The organism is Gemmatimonadota bacterium, assembly GCA_026387915.1.
Lineage (GTDB): Bacteria > Gemmatimonadota > Gemmatimonadetes > Gemmatimonadales > Gemmatimonadaceae > Fen-1231.
This window is the reverse complement of the sequence record JAPLKS010000009.1, coordinates 84,750-101,148: the sequence shown is the minus strand read 5'-3', so window position 1 is coordinate 101,148 and position 16,399 is coordinate 84,750. Positions and strand designations below refer to the sequence as shown.

The window sequence follows — 16,399 nt, the reverse complement described above, 5'->3', positions numbered from 1 at the left end:
CTGTACGCCGGACTGACGATGCGGCCACGATCGAGCCAGAAGAAGAGGACCGCCACCGAGACGATGTTGATGCCGAAGAGGATGAGGCCGAACAGGTGCCCGCGCGCAATGCCTGCCTTGTCGAGCACGACCACGACTGTCGCGATCAACGCGACGTAGGCGAGCGCGATCGGCAGCATGATTTTCCATCCGAGCGACATGAGCTGGTCGTAGCGGAAACGCGGCAGCGTCCAACGGATCCAGATAAAGAAGAAGATCCAGAACACCACCTTCGCCGCAAAGAATCCGAACGTCAGCAACGTCTTGAGCACCGTGAACGGCGGCAGGTTATCCCACGTCGTGAACGGGATGTCCCAGCCGCCGAGGAACAGCGTCGAGAGCATCGCGCCCGCCGTGATCATGTTCGCGTATTCCGAGATAGGAAACATCGAGTACTTCATCGCGCTGTACTCGGTGTGATAGCCGGCCACGAGCTCCGACTCCGATTCGGGGAGATCGAACGGCACGCGGTTCGTTTCGGCAAAGGCCGCGATGATGAACAGGAAGAACGCGACCGACAGCAAGAGGACGTTCCATCCCATGGTCACTTGCTGGGTGATGATTTCGCTCAGGTGCACATTGCCCGCCAACAGCAGCACGCACACCGTGCTCATCCCCATCGCGATTTCATACGACACCATCTGCGCGCTGGCGCGAAGACCGCCGAGGAGCGCGTACTTGTTGTTGGAGCTCCAGCCGGCGAGCGTCAGTCCGTACACGCCAAGCGAGCTGATGGCGAGCGTAAAGAGGAACCCCACTGGTAGGTCGGCGACGACCATGTCGATGCGCCCCCACGGCGTCGGCAGCGGCGACGCAAAGGGGATCACCGCCCAGGTGAGCATCGCGGGAATGAAGGCGAGCGCCGGGGCGAGGACGAACAAGACTTTGTTCGCATCGGCCGGGTAGGTCTCTTCCTTCATAAAGTTCTTGACGCCGTCGGCCAGCACCTGGAAGAGGCCCCAAGGTCCGACGCGATTCGGACCATGCCGGTCCTGAATCCAGGCGGCGATCCGTCGTTCCGCAAACGTGGTATAGGCCACGGTGCCCATCACGAGGCCAAACATCACGAGCATCTTGATGATGGACGCGATGACAAACACGCCGGTCGTCGGAGGTAGCTGGGAATCCGCCACCTGCAAGAGCAGCGGAAAGGTATGCACCATCATGCCCCCGCTCCTGCCAGCGCACCCTGGACGGTTTGTCCGGAGAGCGCGAGCGCGTCGTAGTTCATGCCGGCAAAGGCCGGCTCAGCTTTGGCGAGCGCGTCGAACGCGGCACTCGCGGTGAGATACGGAGCCGCATCGCCCAGCGACTGGAGTACATCGGCCAGCACAAACCAACTCGGCCGAGCCAGACCAGGCGCCTGCTTGGCCTGCAGAAAGCGCTGCACGCGTCCACGCAGGTTGGTCAGCGTCCCTTCTTCTTCCACCACATTCGCAATCGGCAACACGACGTTGGCTTTCGCGACGGCGGCCGGCATAGCGGTTCCAATGACAATCACGGCTCCGGCCTTCGCCACGGCGTCGGCAGAAAGGCCGTCGAGCGCATCGTCCACGATAATCAGCACATCCTGCGCGGAGAGGCCACTCAGCACGTCGCTTGTCCGTGCGAAGCCAAACAGTGCTGCGGCGGTCGCATTCGCGGCGCGATCGGCGCGAACCGCGAGATCGGTGGCGCCCGGAAGGTTGGCCTCGATTCCAGTCTTCACCGCGTACTTCACCGCTCCGCCCGTCTTGGCCGCAATGCGTTTGATCAGATGCATCGCTTCGTTGGACAGCGAGGCGTTTGCGACGATGTGCGCCTTCTTTCCCTTGAGAAGAGCGGCCGCCGCGGCGAGCGCGATCTCCCAATCCACCGGGCGTCCGTCCGCCATCGGGACTTCTAAGCGATCCGGTCGGTTCAGCCAGCGATAGTTGGCGCGTCCTTCGTCACACATGTAGAAGTGGTTCACGTGCTCGTTGGCGCGCGGCTTGAACCGCATCACCACGTTGTCACGCATTTCCACCGTGATGTTGCACCCCTGCGAGCAGCCGGTGCAGACCGACGCGGTGCGATCCAGTTCCCACGCGCGCGCCTTGTTCAAGAAATCCTTAGACACCAACGCGCCCACGGGGCAAAGATCCACGACGTTCGCGGCCCACGGCTGCGTGAGATCGGCATCCGGCGCCTTTCCAATGAACGCACGATCGCCGCGCTCCGTGACGCTGAGCACCGGCGCCTCGTGCACATCATCCATGAAACGCACGCACCGCGTGCACAGGATGCAGCGGTTCTGCACATACAGCACATCGCCGCCAAAGTCTTCCATCGGATTGAAGCGCTTGGGCTCGCGATACCGCGAGTCGGCGCGTCCTTCCTGGAACGTGTAATCCTGGAGTTCGCACTCGCCGGCCTGATCGCAGATCGGGCAATCGAGCGGATGGTTGATGAGCAGGAACTCGAGCACGCCCTTGCGGGCCTCGAGCGCCTTCTCGCTGTACACATGCACCACCTGTCCCTCGCCCACCGTTGTCGCACAGGCGGGCGCCAGCTTGGGGCTCTTCTCGACTTCGACGAGGCACATGCGGCACACGCCGGCCACGGGAAGTCCGGAGTGATAGCAGTAATGCGGGATGAGGACGCCGACAGTCTTGGCGGCCTCGAGGATAGAGGTGCCGGCCGGCACGGAAACCGCGCGGCCCTCAATCGTCAGGTTGACGGTATTGTCGGCCATTACGCGGCAGCCCCCGACGAAGCGGCAACGGTCGACGACCGTTTGCCGGTAATCAAGGCCTCAAACTCATGGCGATACTTCTGCAGCGCGCTCACCACGACCGTGGCGCATGAATCACTCAGCACGCAAATCGTCTTACCCGTCATGTTGTCGGCCATTTCCAGCAGCGTGTCGAGATCTTCGAACGTGCCCTGCCCCGCCACGATGCGGTCGAGAATCTTGGTGGTCCAGGCGGTGCCTTCGCGGCACTGCGTGCACTGCGCGCAGCTTTCGTGGGCATAAAAGCGCGCGTGGCGCGCCGTCATGCGCGGAATCGACTGCGCGTCGTCAAAAATGATCACGCCGCCGGACCCAAGCATCGTCCCCTGCGCCACGAATCCTTCGTAGTCCATCATCGTCGCTTCGGCTTCTTCCATGGTCTGGATCGGCACCGAGCAACCGCCAGGAATCACACCCTTGAACTTTCGCCCCGCGAGCGGTCCGCCGCAGAGGTCGTACAGGAAATCCTTGAACGGAAAGCCCATCACGATTTCGTAGTTGCCCGGGCGCGCAACATTGCCGCACACCGAGAACAACTTAGTGCCCATACTCTTCGGGCTACTCAGCGACATCGCCTTATACCACTCGGCGCCGTTGATGAGAATGTGCGGAACGGCCGCGAGCGTCTCGACGTTATTGATCGTCGTCGGCATGCCGAAGAGTCCGGCGACGGCCGGGAACGGCGGCTTGATGCGCGGGTTGCCGCGGCGACCTTCGAGCGAGTTCATCAGCGCGGTTTCTTCGCCGCAGATGTAGGCGCCTGCGCCGGAATGGACATAGATGTTTATGGTCTTGCCCGTTCCCATAGCATTCGAGCCAAGGATATTGGCCGCGTAGCATTCTTTGAGCGCTTCGTTCAGGCGCCGAATGGGCTCCGTGAACTCGCCACGCACGTAGATGTACGCCGTCTCTGCGCCAATCGCGTAAGCGCCAATGGCGCACCCTTCGATGAGCGAGTGGGGCGTCCACCGCATGATTTCGCGATCCTTGAACGTGCCCGGCTCAGATTCGTCGGCGTTGCAGCAGAGGTAGTGCGGCTTGCCGTCACCCTGTTTCATGAACGACCACTTGAGGCCCGTCGGGAAGCCCGCGCCGCCACGACCACGTAGCCCGGACTCCTTGACGATGTTCACGATATCGGTGGGCGTCATCGCGAGCGCTTGTTCAAGCGCGCGATACCCACCGCGTTTCTTCCACCCGTCGAGGGTGCGCGCTTCGGGATCACCGAAGTGCTTGCTCAGCACCGCGGTCTCTCTCGGATGCGACTTGTGCGGATATCCCATTACTTCAACCCCGCGAGGATCTGGGGGACTTTGTCGGCCGTGACATTTTCGATGTAATCCAAGTTGACCTGTACTGGCGTGGCGAAGCCGCACGCGCCCAAGCACTCGACCTCGATCACCGTGTACTTGCCGTCGGCGGAGGTGACGCCGAGTTCTTTGCAGCCGGTGTGCTCAAGGAATGCGTCCACCACTTTGTCGGCGCCCGCGCAGAGGCACGGGCTGGTGGTGCACACTTGAATGAAGTGTTTCCCCACCGGGTGCTGGTGATACATCGTATAGAAGGAGACCACACCCTTCACGTAGGCGGCCGTGAGATCCAGCTGCGCGGCGACTTCCGTCATCGCCTCTTCGCTAATCCAGCCGCGGTCTTCTTGCACCATCCAGAGCGCGGGCAGCAGCGCTGCCATTTTCGTCGGATAGCGCGTGAGCAGCTGCGTCAGCTCCTCTTTGCGGGCGCCGACGAATACCGGCTCGTAGGGTGCGTGCGTATGCGCGCTCACCGGTCGATTTCTCCCATCACGATGTCGATCGAAGCATTAATCGCGATCACGTCGGAGAGCAGATGCCCCTCCACCATTTTCGGAATCGCGGAGAGGTTCACAAAACTCGGCGGGCGAATACGCCAGCGCGCCGGCTTGGAGGTGCCATCCGACACGAAGTAGTAGCCCTTCTCACCCTTCGGGGCCTCGACGGCAACGTACGTCTCGCCGATCGGAGGCCGCGGTCCTTCCATCACGTTCTTGAAGTGATGGATCATCGATTCCATCTCGCTCGTCGCCTTGTGCTTGGGCGGGAGAATCACGCGCGGATCGTCGACGTTCACCGGACCGTCGGGGAGGCGCTTGACCGCCTGCTCCAGAATGCGCACAGACTGCCGCATCTCTTCCATACGCACGAGGTACCGATCGTACACGTCGCCCTGATTACCGACGGGGACTTCAAAGTCGTAGGTCTCGTAGTCGAGATACGGGAAGTCGCGGCGCACGTCGTACGCCACGCCCGACGCGCGCACCATCGGACCGCTGAGGCCATAGTTGAGCGCTTCTTCGGGACCCATGACGCCAAGCCCAATCGTGCGACCGACCCAGATCGCATTCTTCGTGAGCATCCGATCGCATTCGTCGAGCGTCTTGGGGAACGAGTGAATAAACCCGTTAAGCCCTTCGAGCCATTTGTCCGGGATGTCCGCCGCCATGCCACCGACGCGCGAACCCGACGTCGTGAGACGGGCGCCGAACCACCCTTCGAGCAGGTTGTAGATGTTCTCGCGTTCCTGAAACGACCAGAGGAACGGTGTGTAGGCGCCGATGTCGATGCCGGTCGTTCCCATCCACACCAGGTGCGATGCGATGCGCGAGAGTTCCATCGCGATCACACGCAACACCGTGCACCGCGGCGTAATCTCAATACCGAACAAGCGCTCGGCGCCGAGTGAGAAGGCGATGTTGTTGCCAATGCAGTTCAGATAATCTTCGCGATCGGTCCACGGGATGATCTGGTTGTACTGACGGTACTCGCCAATCTTCTCAAAGCCGCAGTGGAGATAGCCGACGTGCGGAATGCAGCGCACAACGGTTTCGCCGTCGAGTTCGAGCACCAGTCGCAACACGCCGTGTGTGGCGGGGTGCTGCGGTCCGATGTTGATCAGCATGTGCTGACCGCCGAGATCCGGCTCGAGGCTTGGCGGCGCTTCGAGCGCCACCGCCGCTCCGCCTGAGGTCACGATCGGTACGCGCTGCGGCCGGCCTTCACGGTCGAGCCCCGACGTGGAGAGTTCTACTTCAATGGTGCGCTTGGTCGCCATTGGTTACTCCCCCGTCCGATCGCCGCCGGCAAGGCGCGCGCGCATATCGAGCGGCAGATCTTCGAACGCATCGGCGATCGAGAGCTCTTCCATCGAATAGCGCGCTTCCGGAGCGGCCGAGAGTGCGTTGGTGAGTTGCTGCGAGCGCGAGAAGCGTCCGCGAAGCGGAAAGTCTTTGCGCAGCGGGTGTCCTTCTTGGAAGGACTCCCACAGCAGAATGCGACGGAGGTCCGGGTGACCCGTGAACGTGATCCCGAACATGTCGTAGGTCTCGCGCTCGAGCCAATCCGCGCCCTTGTAGATGTCCCACACACTCGGCACGGCAAGCGGCGCGCCTTTGGCGAGCTGCACTTTGAGGCGGAGGAAGCGGCGATGTTTGACGGAGCGCAGATGCCAGACGACTTCCATGGGCTGCGCGAGATCGCGGTATTCGACGGCCGTCACGTCAGAGAGGTAGTCGTAGCACTCGCTGGGCTCCTCGTGCAACCACTGGACAATGGCATGGAGCTGGTCCGCCACCACAAAGACGGTGGTCTCACCCCAGACGACGGCGGAGCGAACGACCGCACCCGGAAAACGAGCCGCGATGGCGGCGGCCGACGGGTTGGCGGCCCCGCCATGATGCGGGACCTTCTTGGGCGTCGAGGGCTGATCGCCCTCGGGATGGTAGATCGTGAATCCGGTGCTCATGGGGCCGACCGGGTCTGGTGCACCGAGTTACCGAACGGCTCGGAGAGCTCGTCGATGCGATCGGGCGGGAGATAGAGCTTGCTGCGCGGGTCGGGCTGCATCTCGTTGCGCAGCGTCTTACTCGACATTTGTTCCTGCATGATTTTCTTCTGCAACATCATGATGCCGTGGATCAGCGCCTCAGGGCGCGGCGGGCATCCAGGGACGTAGACGTCGATCGGGATGATCGTGTCGATGCCCTGCACGACGGCGTAGGTGTCGAACATGCCACCTGTGCTGGCGCAGGCGCCCATCGAGATGGCCCACTTGGGCTGCGGCATCTGCTGCCAGATGCGGCGCAGCACGGGGGCCAGTTTGAAGGGCACGCGGCCGGCGCAGATCAGCACGTCAGCCTGTCGCGGCGAAAAGCCCATTCGCTCCATCCCGAAGCGTGCGAGGTCGAACTTACTGGCCGCGGTGGCCATGAATTCGATCGCGCAGCAGGCGGTGCCGAACGGCATGGGCCATAGGGAGTTGGCGCGGCCCCAGTTGACGAGAAAGTCGAGACGTGTCGTGACCCACCCTTCCTGCGAGGTGGGATCGAACGTGACGGTGGAGGGGGCGCGGCCGGGTTCCGGCTGGCTAATCAATCCCACTGGAGTGCTCCCTTCTTCCAGACGTAGGCAAACCCAACGACGAGAATCACCATGAACACGAGCATCTCGTTGAGTCCAAAGAATGAGACTTGGGCGGGAGGGCAAATACCGGCGGCCGTCAGCGGAATGCTGCACGACAGCTGTCGGTAGTAGGCGCCCCACGGAATCATGAACACCGTCTCGATGTCGAAGACGATGAACAGCATCGCGACCATGTAGAATTTGACCGAGAATCGCTCGCGGGCGTCGCCCAGCGGCGGGATGCCGGATTCGTACGGCATCTGTTTCTCGGGCGTCGGTCGGGGACGCAGTGTCCACGCCGAAAGGCCGATGATGATGGCGGCATTCGTGATGACGAAGCCGACGAGAAGTAGAACCGGAAGGTAGGTGCGGTCCATATTGCCTTTATAGTCGCTCGTGAAAAAGTTCACGAAGTCTCACAACGCGTAAACTTACCGAGCGTGCGCGAAGTGTGTCAACGACAAAAGCGGCTCCCGAACCGAGGTTCGGGAGCCGCTTTCCGCCTTCCCGCTGGCGCGGGGTTAGGGCTTGATCCCAGCCTTCGGGTTGGGGGTGACCGTGACCCACGGCTGCACCGGCATCTTCTGCTGCTTCGGATAGAGCTCGTCGAGCGTACTGGCGTCAAAAAGGCGCCCGTTCTTCATCACCATCGCCACGGAGTTGGTGTTCCGGATATCCGTGAGTGGGTTACGGTCGAGCACGAGGATGTCGGCCATCTTCCCGGGCTCAAGGGAGCCCACGTCGGCATCGAGCCCAATCGCCTCTGCCCCGACGATGGTGGCTGCCCGGAGCGCGTCGTGCTGCGAGAGCCCGCCGCTCTGGAGGAGCCAGATCTCCCAGTGCATCCCCAAGCCCTGTAGCTGCCCGTGGCTTCCCACGCCGATGCGACCACCTGCGGCGACGGTCTTGGCGACGTCCTCCGCGTGCTGCCACATCGCGTATTCCTCCTTGAGCGCAAAGCCGGCCGGGCCAGGCGAGTTCCCCATGCCGCGGCGGCGGACTTTTTCGTTGAAGTCGGTTGGGTGCGTGAAATGGCGCAGTTTGGCGTCGCCAATCAGGTCTTCCGACTGGTAAAACCACCCTTCACCAAAGGGGCCGCCGTATTCCACGATCAGCGTCGGCGAGTTGGTAACCTGGGTGCCTTTGTACCACTCAAAGACGTCGGCGAACTTCGGCGTGATCGGCAGCGTGTGCTCGATGCCCGGATAGCCATCGAGTCCGTGCGTGAGGTCGAGCTTGAAGTCGAGCCCGCCCTCGGTCGTCGGCATAATGCCGAGTTCCTTGGCCGCCATAATGACCCACTGCCGCTGCTGGCGGTTGCCGGTCATGTACATCTTCAGCGTCTTGGTGTCGTAGTAGAGCGCGTACCGCTTGAGGATGGCGCGTGCATGGTCGAGATCGCGGATCTGTTCCATTTCGAACACGCCGGGTCCCGTCGTGTAGATACGCGGCCCGACCACTTCCCCACTCTCCACACGATCTGCATACGAGAGGAAATCGGTGGTGGCGGTTTGCGGATCGCGTGTGGTGGTGGTGCCATACGCGAGCGTGGCCTGGTACTGCCACACCTGCGATGAGTGGACCGACGGAATCAGCCACTGGGGGTGGTAGTGAAGATCCACAAAGCCGGGCATGACGGTTTTGCCGGTGACATCTACGGTGTGCGTTCCCGCCGGCACTGTCACGGCGCCGCGCGCACCAATCGCCACAATCCGATTGTCCTTCACGAGCACGTCGGCGTTCTCGATGATCTCCTTCCCCTTCATCGTGATCGCCCGTCCGCCACGGAGAAGGACGCTGCCGCGCGGCGTTTCGCGCGTTGCCGTCACGACAATGCGCTGTTCTGCGGGCTTGTACCCTGGTGCTTCTTTTTTGGTGGTGTCAGCCTTCGGCGCCGGAGCGGCCGCGCTGTCCTTCTTGACGGCGGACTTGGCGCGGGCGTCGGCCTTGAGTGAATCGTCCACGACCTTGGCGCGATCGAGATCAAAGGTCCAGAGCGCATTCGCCAACGACCACATCACCTTGCGGCCATCATTCGACCAGATGGCGAACTCGCCGCCGATCTCGTTGAGCTTCCGCACCGGCACCGGCGTGGCTGCCAGCATCGCGACCGACACAGTCGGAGCCGTGGCGCCGAGCTGCGGGACTGTGACGGTATAGATGTTCATTCCGACCGTCGCGAGTGCTTGATCGCCTCGCGGTGCCATGAGCACAAGATCGGCGGCGGGTGGCGCGAGCGGGTTCGGCTCTGCCTGGTCATCGCCGATGTAGAGGCGAGCGGCCCGTCCGCCCATATCGTGCTTGGATTCGCGCGCCGCGAGCCCGGCGTCGAGCGTGCGCTGCGCGTTGGTGCCGGCGGCGCTTGGCGACAGCGGGCCGGTAACTTTGAGGTGCGAGCGCAGGTCAGTGCCGTCCCAGCGGAACGAGACCAGACCGTCGCGGCGGCCATACGCGAAGATGCGTTCGGAGTTCGCGGTAAAGTGCGGCGTGCCCAGACCGCCCGTCGGCATGATGAGCGTTGCCGGTCCACCCGTCGCGGGGATGGCGACAAAATCTGCGGCCGCGGGTCCCATGAACATGCCGCTGGCTTCCTGCAATTCGCGAGCGGCAGCGCGCACGGCGACCAAGCGGTCGCCCGTCGGCGCCCACGCGATGTCGGTGTAGAGCCCAGCATGTTGCGTCAGCGTGGAGATCACCGGCGCCGCTTTCTTGGGTTGCCACGTCGCCCGCAGGATCTGCCCACCCTGAGCGTCCTGCCACGTCACAAAGGCGAGCGACTTGGAATCCGGAGCCCACGCCGAGCCAAATTCCCCAATCTCGCTGCTGGTTACGCGCGACGGCTTGCCGTTGGGCAGGTCCATGACCCACACACGGTCGAGTGCCGTAAACGCGAGCTTGGTGCCATCGGGCGAAGGCGCGATGTCGCGAATCTGCCGCGCGTTGAAGGTCGGCGATGTGTCGACGCGATAGGCGAACTTCACTTCCGGGCCCATCGCCATTTTCACGTGCGCTTCAAATGGAATCTTTGTGGCGGCGGAGCGATCGACCGGCACGCGCCAAATCTCACCGCCGTATGAGACGACGATGGCCTTGGAATCCGGCGTAAAGGAGAAGCCCGGGTAGGCGTCGAGCGGAGAGACCGATTCGGTTTCGTCGCGCTGCACAGGGAACGCGAGCCAGTCTTCTTCCTGCGTCGAGAGGTTCCGAATTCGCAGGCCCGTCTTGGTTTCAAAGCGCGAGGCGTACACCAACCAGACGCCATCCGGCGAGAGCGTCGGACGGAACCCAGAGCCAAAGCGGGTCGTCATCTGCGAACTTTTGCCGTTCTCTCGGTCGTAGACATGCAGCTGGAACGTCGGTCCAATAGAGTTGTACTGCCAGTTCCCGATTCGGGTGGCGTACCAGAGGTAGCGCGGATCCTTCCCGAATGCTGCGCCGAGCGCTTTCTCTTCTTTGGGGGCGGCGGCATTGAGCGGCATGCCCGTGCCGCCGTCGACGTTGTACACCCAAAGTTTTCCTGCGCCAAAGCCCGCCCATTTGGTCCCGATGATGTACTTGCCGTCGGGCGTCCACTCCGGCGAGGCAAAGAGCGCGTCGTTGCCCTTCGAGATCTGCGTGGTATCCTTGCCGTCGAGCGTCATGGTCCAGACGTTGTCGCCGCCGCTCCGATCGGAGATAAACGCGATGCTCTTGCCGTCAGGCGCGAAGCGCGGCTGCGAGTTATACGCCATGCCGCTGGTAATCGCCGTGGCTGTGCCGCCGCCGATGGGGAGCGTGTAGAGCTGGCCCAGCATGTCAAACACGATCGTCTTGCCATCGGGCGCGACGTCGAGCGAAAGCCAGGTACCCTTCGTGGTCGTGAACTCATGGGTGCGCGTGGCCTTCAACGGGAGCGCGGCGGCTGGTGGCGCACCGGCGGCGCCTGGGGCACCGCCCTGAGCGGCGAGCGCCGAGACGCTCCCCGAGATCAAGAGAGCCATAACGGTGGCGCGCGAGAAGCGACTCAACATCAGTGTTTTCCTCAGAGGACCGGGACGACGAACGGAATCCGGCGAACAATGCGCGGAAGGTACGACCGCCGTGAGGCGACTGCTAGGGCTCGGGTATCGCTACCGGCGCCCCTGCCGTCCTGCCGGCGGGAGGTTATCTTCTGGCGGACTGCGCGGCACGCACGCCGCGCCGCGCGCTGGCCTCCCTTGCCGCTACGAGCCCCGATGTCGATCAAGAACGATCGCTGGATTACGATGATGGCCAAAGAACATGGCATGATCGAACCATTCGAGAGCAGTCAGCAGCGTGACGGCGTCGTGAGTTACGGTGTGAGTGCCTATGGCTACGACATGCGCGTGGCCCGCGAGTTCAAGATCTTCACCAACGTGCTCAGTTCGATCATTGACCCGAAGCACTTCGACCCCAAGTCGTTCGTCGAGTTCGAAGGGGATGTCTGCATCGTCCCTCCGAACTCCTTTGCGCTGGCGCGCTCCGTGGAGTACTTCCGCATTCCGCGCAAGGTGATGACAATCACCGTGGGCAAATCCACGTACGCGCGCTGCGGCATCATCACCAACGTCACGCCGTTCGAGCCGGAATGGGAAGGATACGTAACGCTCGAAATTTCAAATACCACGCCCCTGCCGGCCAAGATCTACGCCAACGAGGGGATTGCACAGGTGCTGTTCTTTGAGGGCGACGAAGAGCCCGAAGTCAGTTACAAGGACAAAAAGGGCAAGTATCAGGGACAGGTGGGCGTGACGCTGCCAAAGATCTAGCTCCACTGCGCCTGAACACCCGCAAGCAAAAGAGGCGCCGACATCATCGGCGCCTCTTTTTTGTCACGGTCTCCAGCGCGGCCTTGGATCAGCCCGCGCCCATCTCCGCCTTCTCCTCGCGCTTCGTGGCCGAGGCCCAGATATAGTCTCGGTTCATTTGCACAATGGAATCAATCGAAATGCCCTTCGGGCACGCCGCCTGGCACTCCCCGTACAGCGTGCATCCACCAAACGACTCGAGATCCATCTGCGCCACCATGCTCAATGCGCGCCGGTACCGTTCCGGCTGCCCCTGAGGCAAGCGTCCGAGATGAGTGATCTTTGCCGACGTAAAGAGCGAGGCTGACGCATTCGGGCATGCCGCCACGCAGGCGCCGCACCCAATGCACGCCGCTGCGTCCATGGCTTCTTCGGCGTCCTGCTTGGAAATCGGAAGACCGTTGGCGTCCTGCGCCGAGCCCGTGGCGGCGGAAATAAATCCGCCGGCCTGAATGATGCGATCCAGCGCCCCGCGATCCACCACGAGATCCTTGATCACCGGGAATGCCGTGGCGCGCCACGGCTCAATGGTGATCGAGTCGCCGTCATTGAACGTGCGCATATGCAACTGGCACGCGGTCGTCAGTTTCATTGGACCGTGCGCGGAGCCATTGATCATCAACCCGCACGAGCCGCAAATCCCCTCTCGGCAATCGTGATCGAAGGCGATGGGGTCCTGCCCGCCCTGAATCAACCCTTCGTTCACCACGTCGAGCATCTCGAGGAAGCTCATGTCGCGGCTAATGTCGGTGGCTTTGTATTCCACCATCTTGCCGGCCGCGTTGGGGCCAGCCTGACGCCAAACCTTCAGCGTAAGATTGAGACCGCCGCTCACTTGTAGCTCCGCGTGGCAAGGTGAACGTCGTTGAACACCAGCGGCTCCTTATTCAGAATCGGCGCCTTGTTGTCGCCGGCATATTCCCACGCGGCGACGTATGCGAACGTGTCGTCGTTACGTTTGGCCTCGCCCAACTCCTGATGCTCCTCACGGAAGTGCCCACCGCAACTCTCCTCGCGGTGAAGGGCGTCGATGCACATCAGTTCGCCAAACTCCAGGAAGTCCGCCAACCGACCGGCCTTCTCCAAGCTCTGGTTCAACTCGGCGCCGCTCCCTGGCACCGTCACGTTCTGCCAGAACTCTTCGCGCAGCTTGGGAATCTCCTGCAGTGCCTGCTTGAGGCCGCTCTCATTGCGCGCCATGCCGCACTTTTCCCACATGATCTTGCCGAGCTCGCGGTGGAACGAATCCACCGTGCGCTTGCCGTTGATGTTGAGCAGCGTTTTCTGCCGCGCTTCCACTGCCTCGACCGCGGCGCGGAACTCCGGGCTATCGGCGCTGAGCTTGTCGAGCTTATTGCTCGCCAGGTAATGACCGATGGTGTTCGGAATAACGAAGTACCCGTCGGCCAGCCCCTGCATCAACGCACTGGCCCCGAGTCGATTGGCGCCGTGGTCGCTGAAGTTCGCCTCACCAATCACGTGCAGCCCGGGGATGGTGCTCATCAGGTTGTAATCCACCCAGAGCCCACCCATCGTGTAGTGCACGGCGGGGTAAATGCGCATCGGTTGCTTGTACGGATTCTCGTCCGTGATGCGCTCATACATCTCAAACAGATTGCCGTACCGCTCACGGATGGCATTCTCGCCCAGTCGCTTGATACTGTCGCCAAAGTCGAGATAGACGCCGCGGCCACCAGGGCCGACGCCCCGTCCTTCGTCACACACTTCCTTGGCGGCACGACTCGCAATGTCGCGCGGCGACAGATTGCCGTAGCTCGGATATTTGCGCTCGAGGTAATAATCGCGCGCATCTTCCGGCACGTCCTGTGGCTTCTTGTTGCAATCGGCGGCGTTCTTGGGCACCCACACGCGGCCGTCGTTGCGCAACGACTCCGACATCAACGTCAGCTTAGACTGGTGGTCCCCGCTCTGCGGAATGCACGTCGGGTGGATCTGCGTGTAGCACGGATTCGCAAAAGCCGCGCCCTTTTTGTAGGCGCGGTAATTGGCCGTGACGTTGCACCCCTTCGCGTTCGTCGAGAGGAAGAACACGTTGCCGTACCCGCCGGTGCCGAGCACCACGGCGTCGGCCACGTGCGCTTCAATCTTTCCGCTCACTAAGTCACGCGTAATGATGCCGCGCGCCACACCATCCACGACCACGAGGTCGAGCATCTCGTGGCGGTTGTACATCTTCACGCCGCCTTTGGCGATTTCCTTTTCGAGTGCCTGGTAGGCGCCGAGTAACAGCTGCTGGCCCGTTTGTCCGCGCGCATAAAACGTGCGGCTCACCTGTGCCCCGCCAAAGGAGCGATTCGCGAGCAGGCCGCCGTACTCACGCGCGAACGGTACACCCTGCGCCACGCACTGATCGATGATGTTCACCGAGATCTGCGCCAGGCGATACACATTGGCTTCACGCGCGCGAAAGTCGCCGCCCTTTACCGTATCGTAGAACAACCGCTGCACGGAATCGCCGTCGTTCCGGTAATTCTTGGCCGCATTGATGCCGCCCTGCGCGGCAATCGAGTGGGCACGGCGCGGGGAATCCTGAAAACAGAAACAGCTGACGTTGTAGCCCAGTTCGCTCATCGTGGCCGCTGCGGCCCCGCCAGCCAACCCAGACCCCACCACAATCACATGGAATTTCCGCTTGTTGGCGGGGTTGACGAGCTTCATGTCAAAGAGGTGCTTGTCCCATTTCTCGGCGACGGGCCCCTCAGGAATCTTGGCATCGAGTTTCATGGTCATCCTCGCGCTCAGCGGACAATGCCGAGCACAACGCTCAGCGGCAGGAGGCTGAAGCCGGTCGCCACGACAATCGCAATCACGAGCGCGGCGCGCCGGTGTAGCGGATTTTCAGAGGGACGAGCCAGACCGAGCGTGCGCATGCACGCCCAGACGCCGTGATAGAGATGCATGGCCAAAAAGGCCATGGCACCGAGATAGAAACCAGCGACGGGAATGGATTTGAAGCCGATCGCCACATTCCCCCACGCGCCCGTTTCACTGAACGCGGGATGGAAAATGCCGACGGTAAAGTGACCAATGTGATAGATGAGGAACGCAAAGAGGTAAATGCCGCCCCACCGCATCGTCATCGAGGCGTACGTCGAACTCTGCGACTCGCGCATGGCATAGTCATCCGGCCTCGCGGCGCGGTTGCGCATCGTGAGTTGATACGCCGCCATCACGTGCAGGATCACGCTCAATAAGAGCGTGATCCGCACAATCCACGTGATTTCGATGATGTCGTGCTTGAGCAGCTTCGCGTAGGCGTTGTAACGGTCGGCCCCCATGAAGAACTGGAGATTGCCGGACATGTGTCCGATCACGAATCCGACGAGAATCACTCCCGTCGCCCCCATGACGATCTTTTTCCCGACCGAACTCTCCCAGAACTTCGTGAGGGCGCCCATTAGAGCTTGACCACCGACATCGGCTCGCGCACGGCGTCGGCGCTCTTGGCGAGCGCGGCCTTTTCGTCGGCCGTCAACTCAATCTCAAGAATCTGCTCAATACCCTTGCGGCCGAGCTTCACCGGGACGCCGAGGAAGACGTCCTTCATGCCGTATTCGCCCTGCAGCCAAGCCGAGCACGGCAGGATGCGCTTCTGGTCCTTCACAATGGCTTCGACCATCTGCACCGCACCGCTGCTCGGCGCATAGTACGCGCTACCGGTCTTGAGGAACTTCACGATTTCGGCACCGCCGTTCCGGGCGCGGTCGACGATAGGATCGAGCTGTTCCTTCTTCATAAGCTGAAGAATCGGAATGCCGCTGACGGTGGTGTAGCTGATGAGCGGCACCATCGTGTCGCCGTGGCCCCCGAGCACCATCGCCTGAATGTCGTGCACGCTGATGTTGAGCGCTTCGGCGAGGAACGAGCGGTAGCGCGCGGAGTCGAGCACGCCAGCCATGCCGATCACTCGTTCGCGCGGGAAGCCGCTCACGGACTTGGCAACGTAGCACATCACGTCGAGCGGGTTCGACACAATGATCAGAATGGCGTTGGGCGACGTCTTGGCCACTTGCTCGCTCACCGACTTCACGATGCCGGCGTTCGTGTTGAGGAGGTCGTCGCGGCTCATCCCCGGCTTACGAGCAATGCCAGCGGTGATCACGACGATATCGGAGCCGGCGGTTTCATCGTAGCCATTCGTGCCGATGACGCGCGTGTCAAAGCCTTCGATGGGCGCGGACTCCCACTGATCGAGTCCCTTTCCCTGCGGAATGCCTTCGGCGATGTCCACCAAGACAACCGTGCGGGCCAGTTCTTTTTCGGCGATGCGCTGGGCAGCCGTGGCGCCAACATTCCCTGCGCCGACCACCGTGATTTTATTGACCATGTTTCGCTCGTGTGTGGTG

13 protein-coding genes and 1 pseudogene are annotated in these 16,399 nt (G+C 62.1%); 1 reads left to right on the top strand and 13 read right to left on the bottom strand.

All coding sequences use genetic code 11. The annotated features are described in order from the left end of the window. Positions 1-134: 134 nt before the first annotated feature. From nuoH to NTZ43_04570, 9 genes and pseudogenes are all read right to left on the bottom strand, one after another. Positions 135-1,205, bottom strand: a pseudogene (gene nuoH / locus NTZ43_04610) (NADH-quinone oxidoreductase subunit NuoH). Beyond that, on the bottom strand, positions 1,202-2,752 hold the full coding sequence (locus NTZ43_04605) for a 2Fe-2S iron-sulfur cluster-binding protein (GenBank protein ID MCX5766493.1): 1,551 nt from the start codon (positions 2,750-2,752) through the stop codon (positions 1,202-1,204). The pseudogene nuoH and the gene NTZ43_04605 overlap by 4 nt, the downstream one beginning before the upstream one ends. Continuing rightward, positions 2,752-4,074, bottom strand: a complete 1,323-nt coding sequence (gene nuoF, locus NTZ43_04600) for an NADH-quinone oxidoreductase subunit NuoF (GenBank protein MCX5766492.1) — start codon at positions 4,072-4,074, stop codon at positions 2,752-2,754. Before nuoF ends, NTZ43_04605 begins: the two co-directional genes overlap by 1 nt. Next, positions 4,074-4,574, bottom strand: coding sequence for an NAD(P)H-dependent oxidoreductase subunit E (locus tag NTZ43_04595; GenBank protein ID MCX5766491.1), 501 nt, complete (start codon positions 4,572-4,574; stop codon positions 4,074-4,076). The genes nuoF and NTZ43_04595 overlap by 1 nt, the downstream gene beginning before the upstream one ends. Further along, on the bottom strand, positions 4,571-5,725 hold the full coding sequence (gene nuoD, locus NTZ43_04590; GenBank protein ID MCX5766490.1) for an NADH dehydrogenase (quinone) subunit D: 1,155 nt from the start codon (positions 5,723-5,725) through the stop codon (positions 4,571-4,573). Before nuoD ends, NTZ43_04595 begins: the two co-directional genes overlap by 4 nt. A 156-nt stretch (positions 5,726-5,881) precedes the next feature. Beyond that, a complete protein-coding gene (locus NTZ43_04585; GenBank protein ID MCX5766489.1) occupies positions 5,882-6,568 on the bottom strand; it encodes an NADH-quinone oxidoreductase subunit C in 687 nt (228 codons plus the stop codon). Continuing rightward, the gene (gene nuoB / locus NTZ43_04580; GenBank protein MCX5766488.1) at positions 6,565-7,194 is read right to left on the bottom strand and encodes an NADH-quinone oxidoreductase subunit NuoB; all 630 of its coding nucleotides are present in this window, start codon (positions 7,192-7,194) and stop codon (positions 6,565-6,567) included. The genes NTZ43_04585 and nuoB overlap by 4 nt, the downstream gene beginning before the upstream one ends. Continuing rightward, positions 7,194-7,601: an NADH-quinone oxidoreductase subunit A gene (locus NTZ43_04575; GenBank protein MCX5766487.1), complete on the bottom strand. Its 408-nt coding sequence runs from the start codon at positions 7,599-7,601 to the stop codon at positions 7,194-7,196. The genes nuoB and NTZ43_04575 overlap by 1 nt, the downstream gene beginning before the upstream one ends. A gap of 144 nt (positions 7,602-7,745) precedes the next feature. After that, positions 7,746-11,234, bottom strand: coding sequence for an amidohydrolase family protein (locus NTZ43_04570; GenBank protein MCX5766486.1), 3,489 nt, complete (start codon positions 11,232-11,234; stop codon positions 7,746-7,748). 204 nt (positions 11,235-11,438) lie between these two features. On the opposite strand from NTZ43_04570, the gene dcd reads away from it, so the two are divergent. Next, positions 11,439-11,993: a dCTP deaminase gene (gene dcd, locus NTZ43_04565; protein MCX5766485.1), complete on the top strand. Its 555-nt coding sequence runs from the start codon at positions 11,439-11,441 to the stop codon at positions 11,991-11,993. An 88-nt stretch (positions 11,994-12,081) separates the two neighbouring features. Here the strand turns inward: dcd and NTZ43_04560 are convergent, their stop codons facing one another. Genes NTZ43_04560 through mdh form a run of 4 tightly spaced genes read right to left on the bottom strand, consistent with a single transcriptional unit; the run spans position 12,082 to position 16,380 of the window. Beyond that, positions 12,082-12,867: a succinate dehydrogenase/fumarate reductase iron-sulfur subunit gene (locus NTZ43_04560; protein MCX5766484.1), complete on the bottom strand. Its 786-nt coding sequence runs from the start codon at positions 12,865-12,867 to the stop codon at positions 12,082-12,084. Further along, positions 12,864-14,777 carry a fumarate reductase/succinate dehydrogenase flavoprotein subunit gene (locus NTZ43_04555; GenBank protein ID MCX5766483.1) on the bottom strand — a complete coding sequence of 638 codons (1,914 nt, stop codon included), beginning with the start codon at positions 14,775-14,777 and terminating at the stop codon, positions 12,864-12,866. The genes NTZ43_04560 and NTZ43_04555 overlap by 4 nt, the downstream gene beginning before the upstream one ends. 14 nt (positions 14,778-14,791) lie before the next feature. Beyond that, complete coding sequence (locus NTZ43_04550) at positions 14,792-15,451, bottom strand: succinate dehydrogenase cytochrome b subunit (protein ID MCX5766482.1); 660 nt, start codon at positions 15,449-15,451, stop codon at positions 14,792-14,794. After that, a complete protein-coding gene (gene mdh, locus NTZ43_04545) occupies positions 15,451-16,380 on the bottom strand; it encodes a malate dehydrogenase (protein ID MCX5766481.1) in 930 nt (309 codons plus the stop codon). The genes NTZ43_04550 and mdh overlap by 1 nt, the downstream gene beginning before the upstream one ends. Between the last annotated feature and the right edge of the window lie 19 nt (positions 16,381-16,399).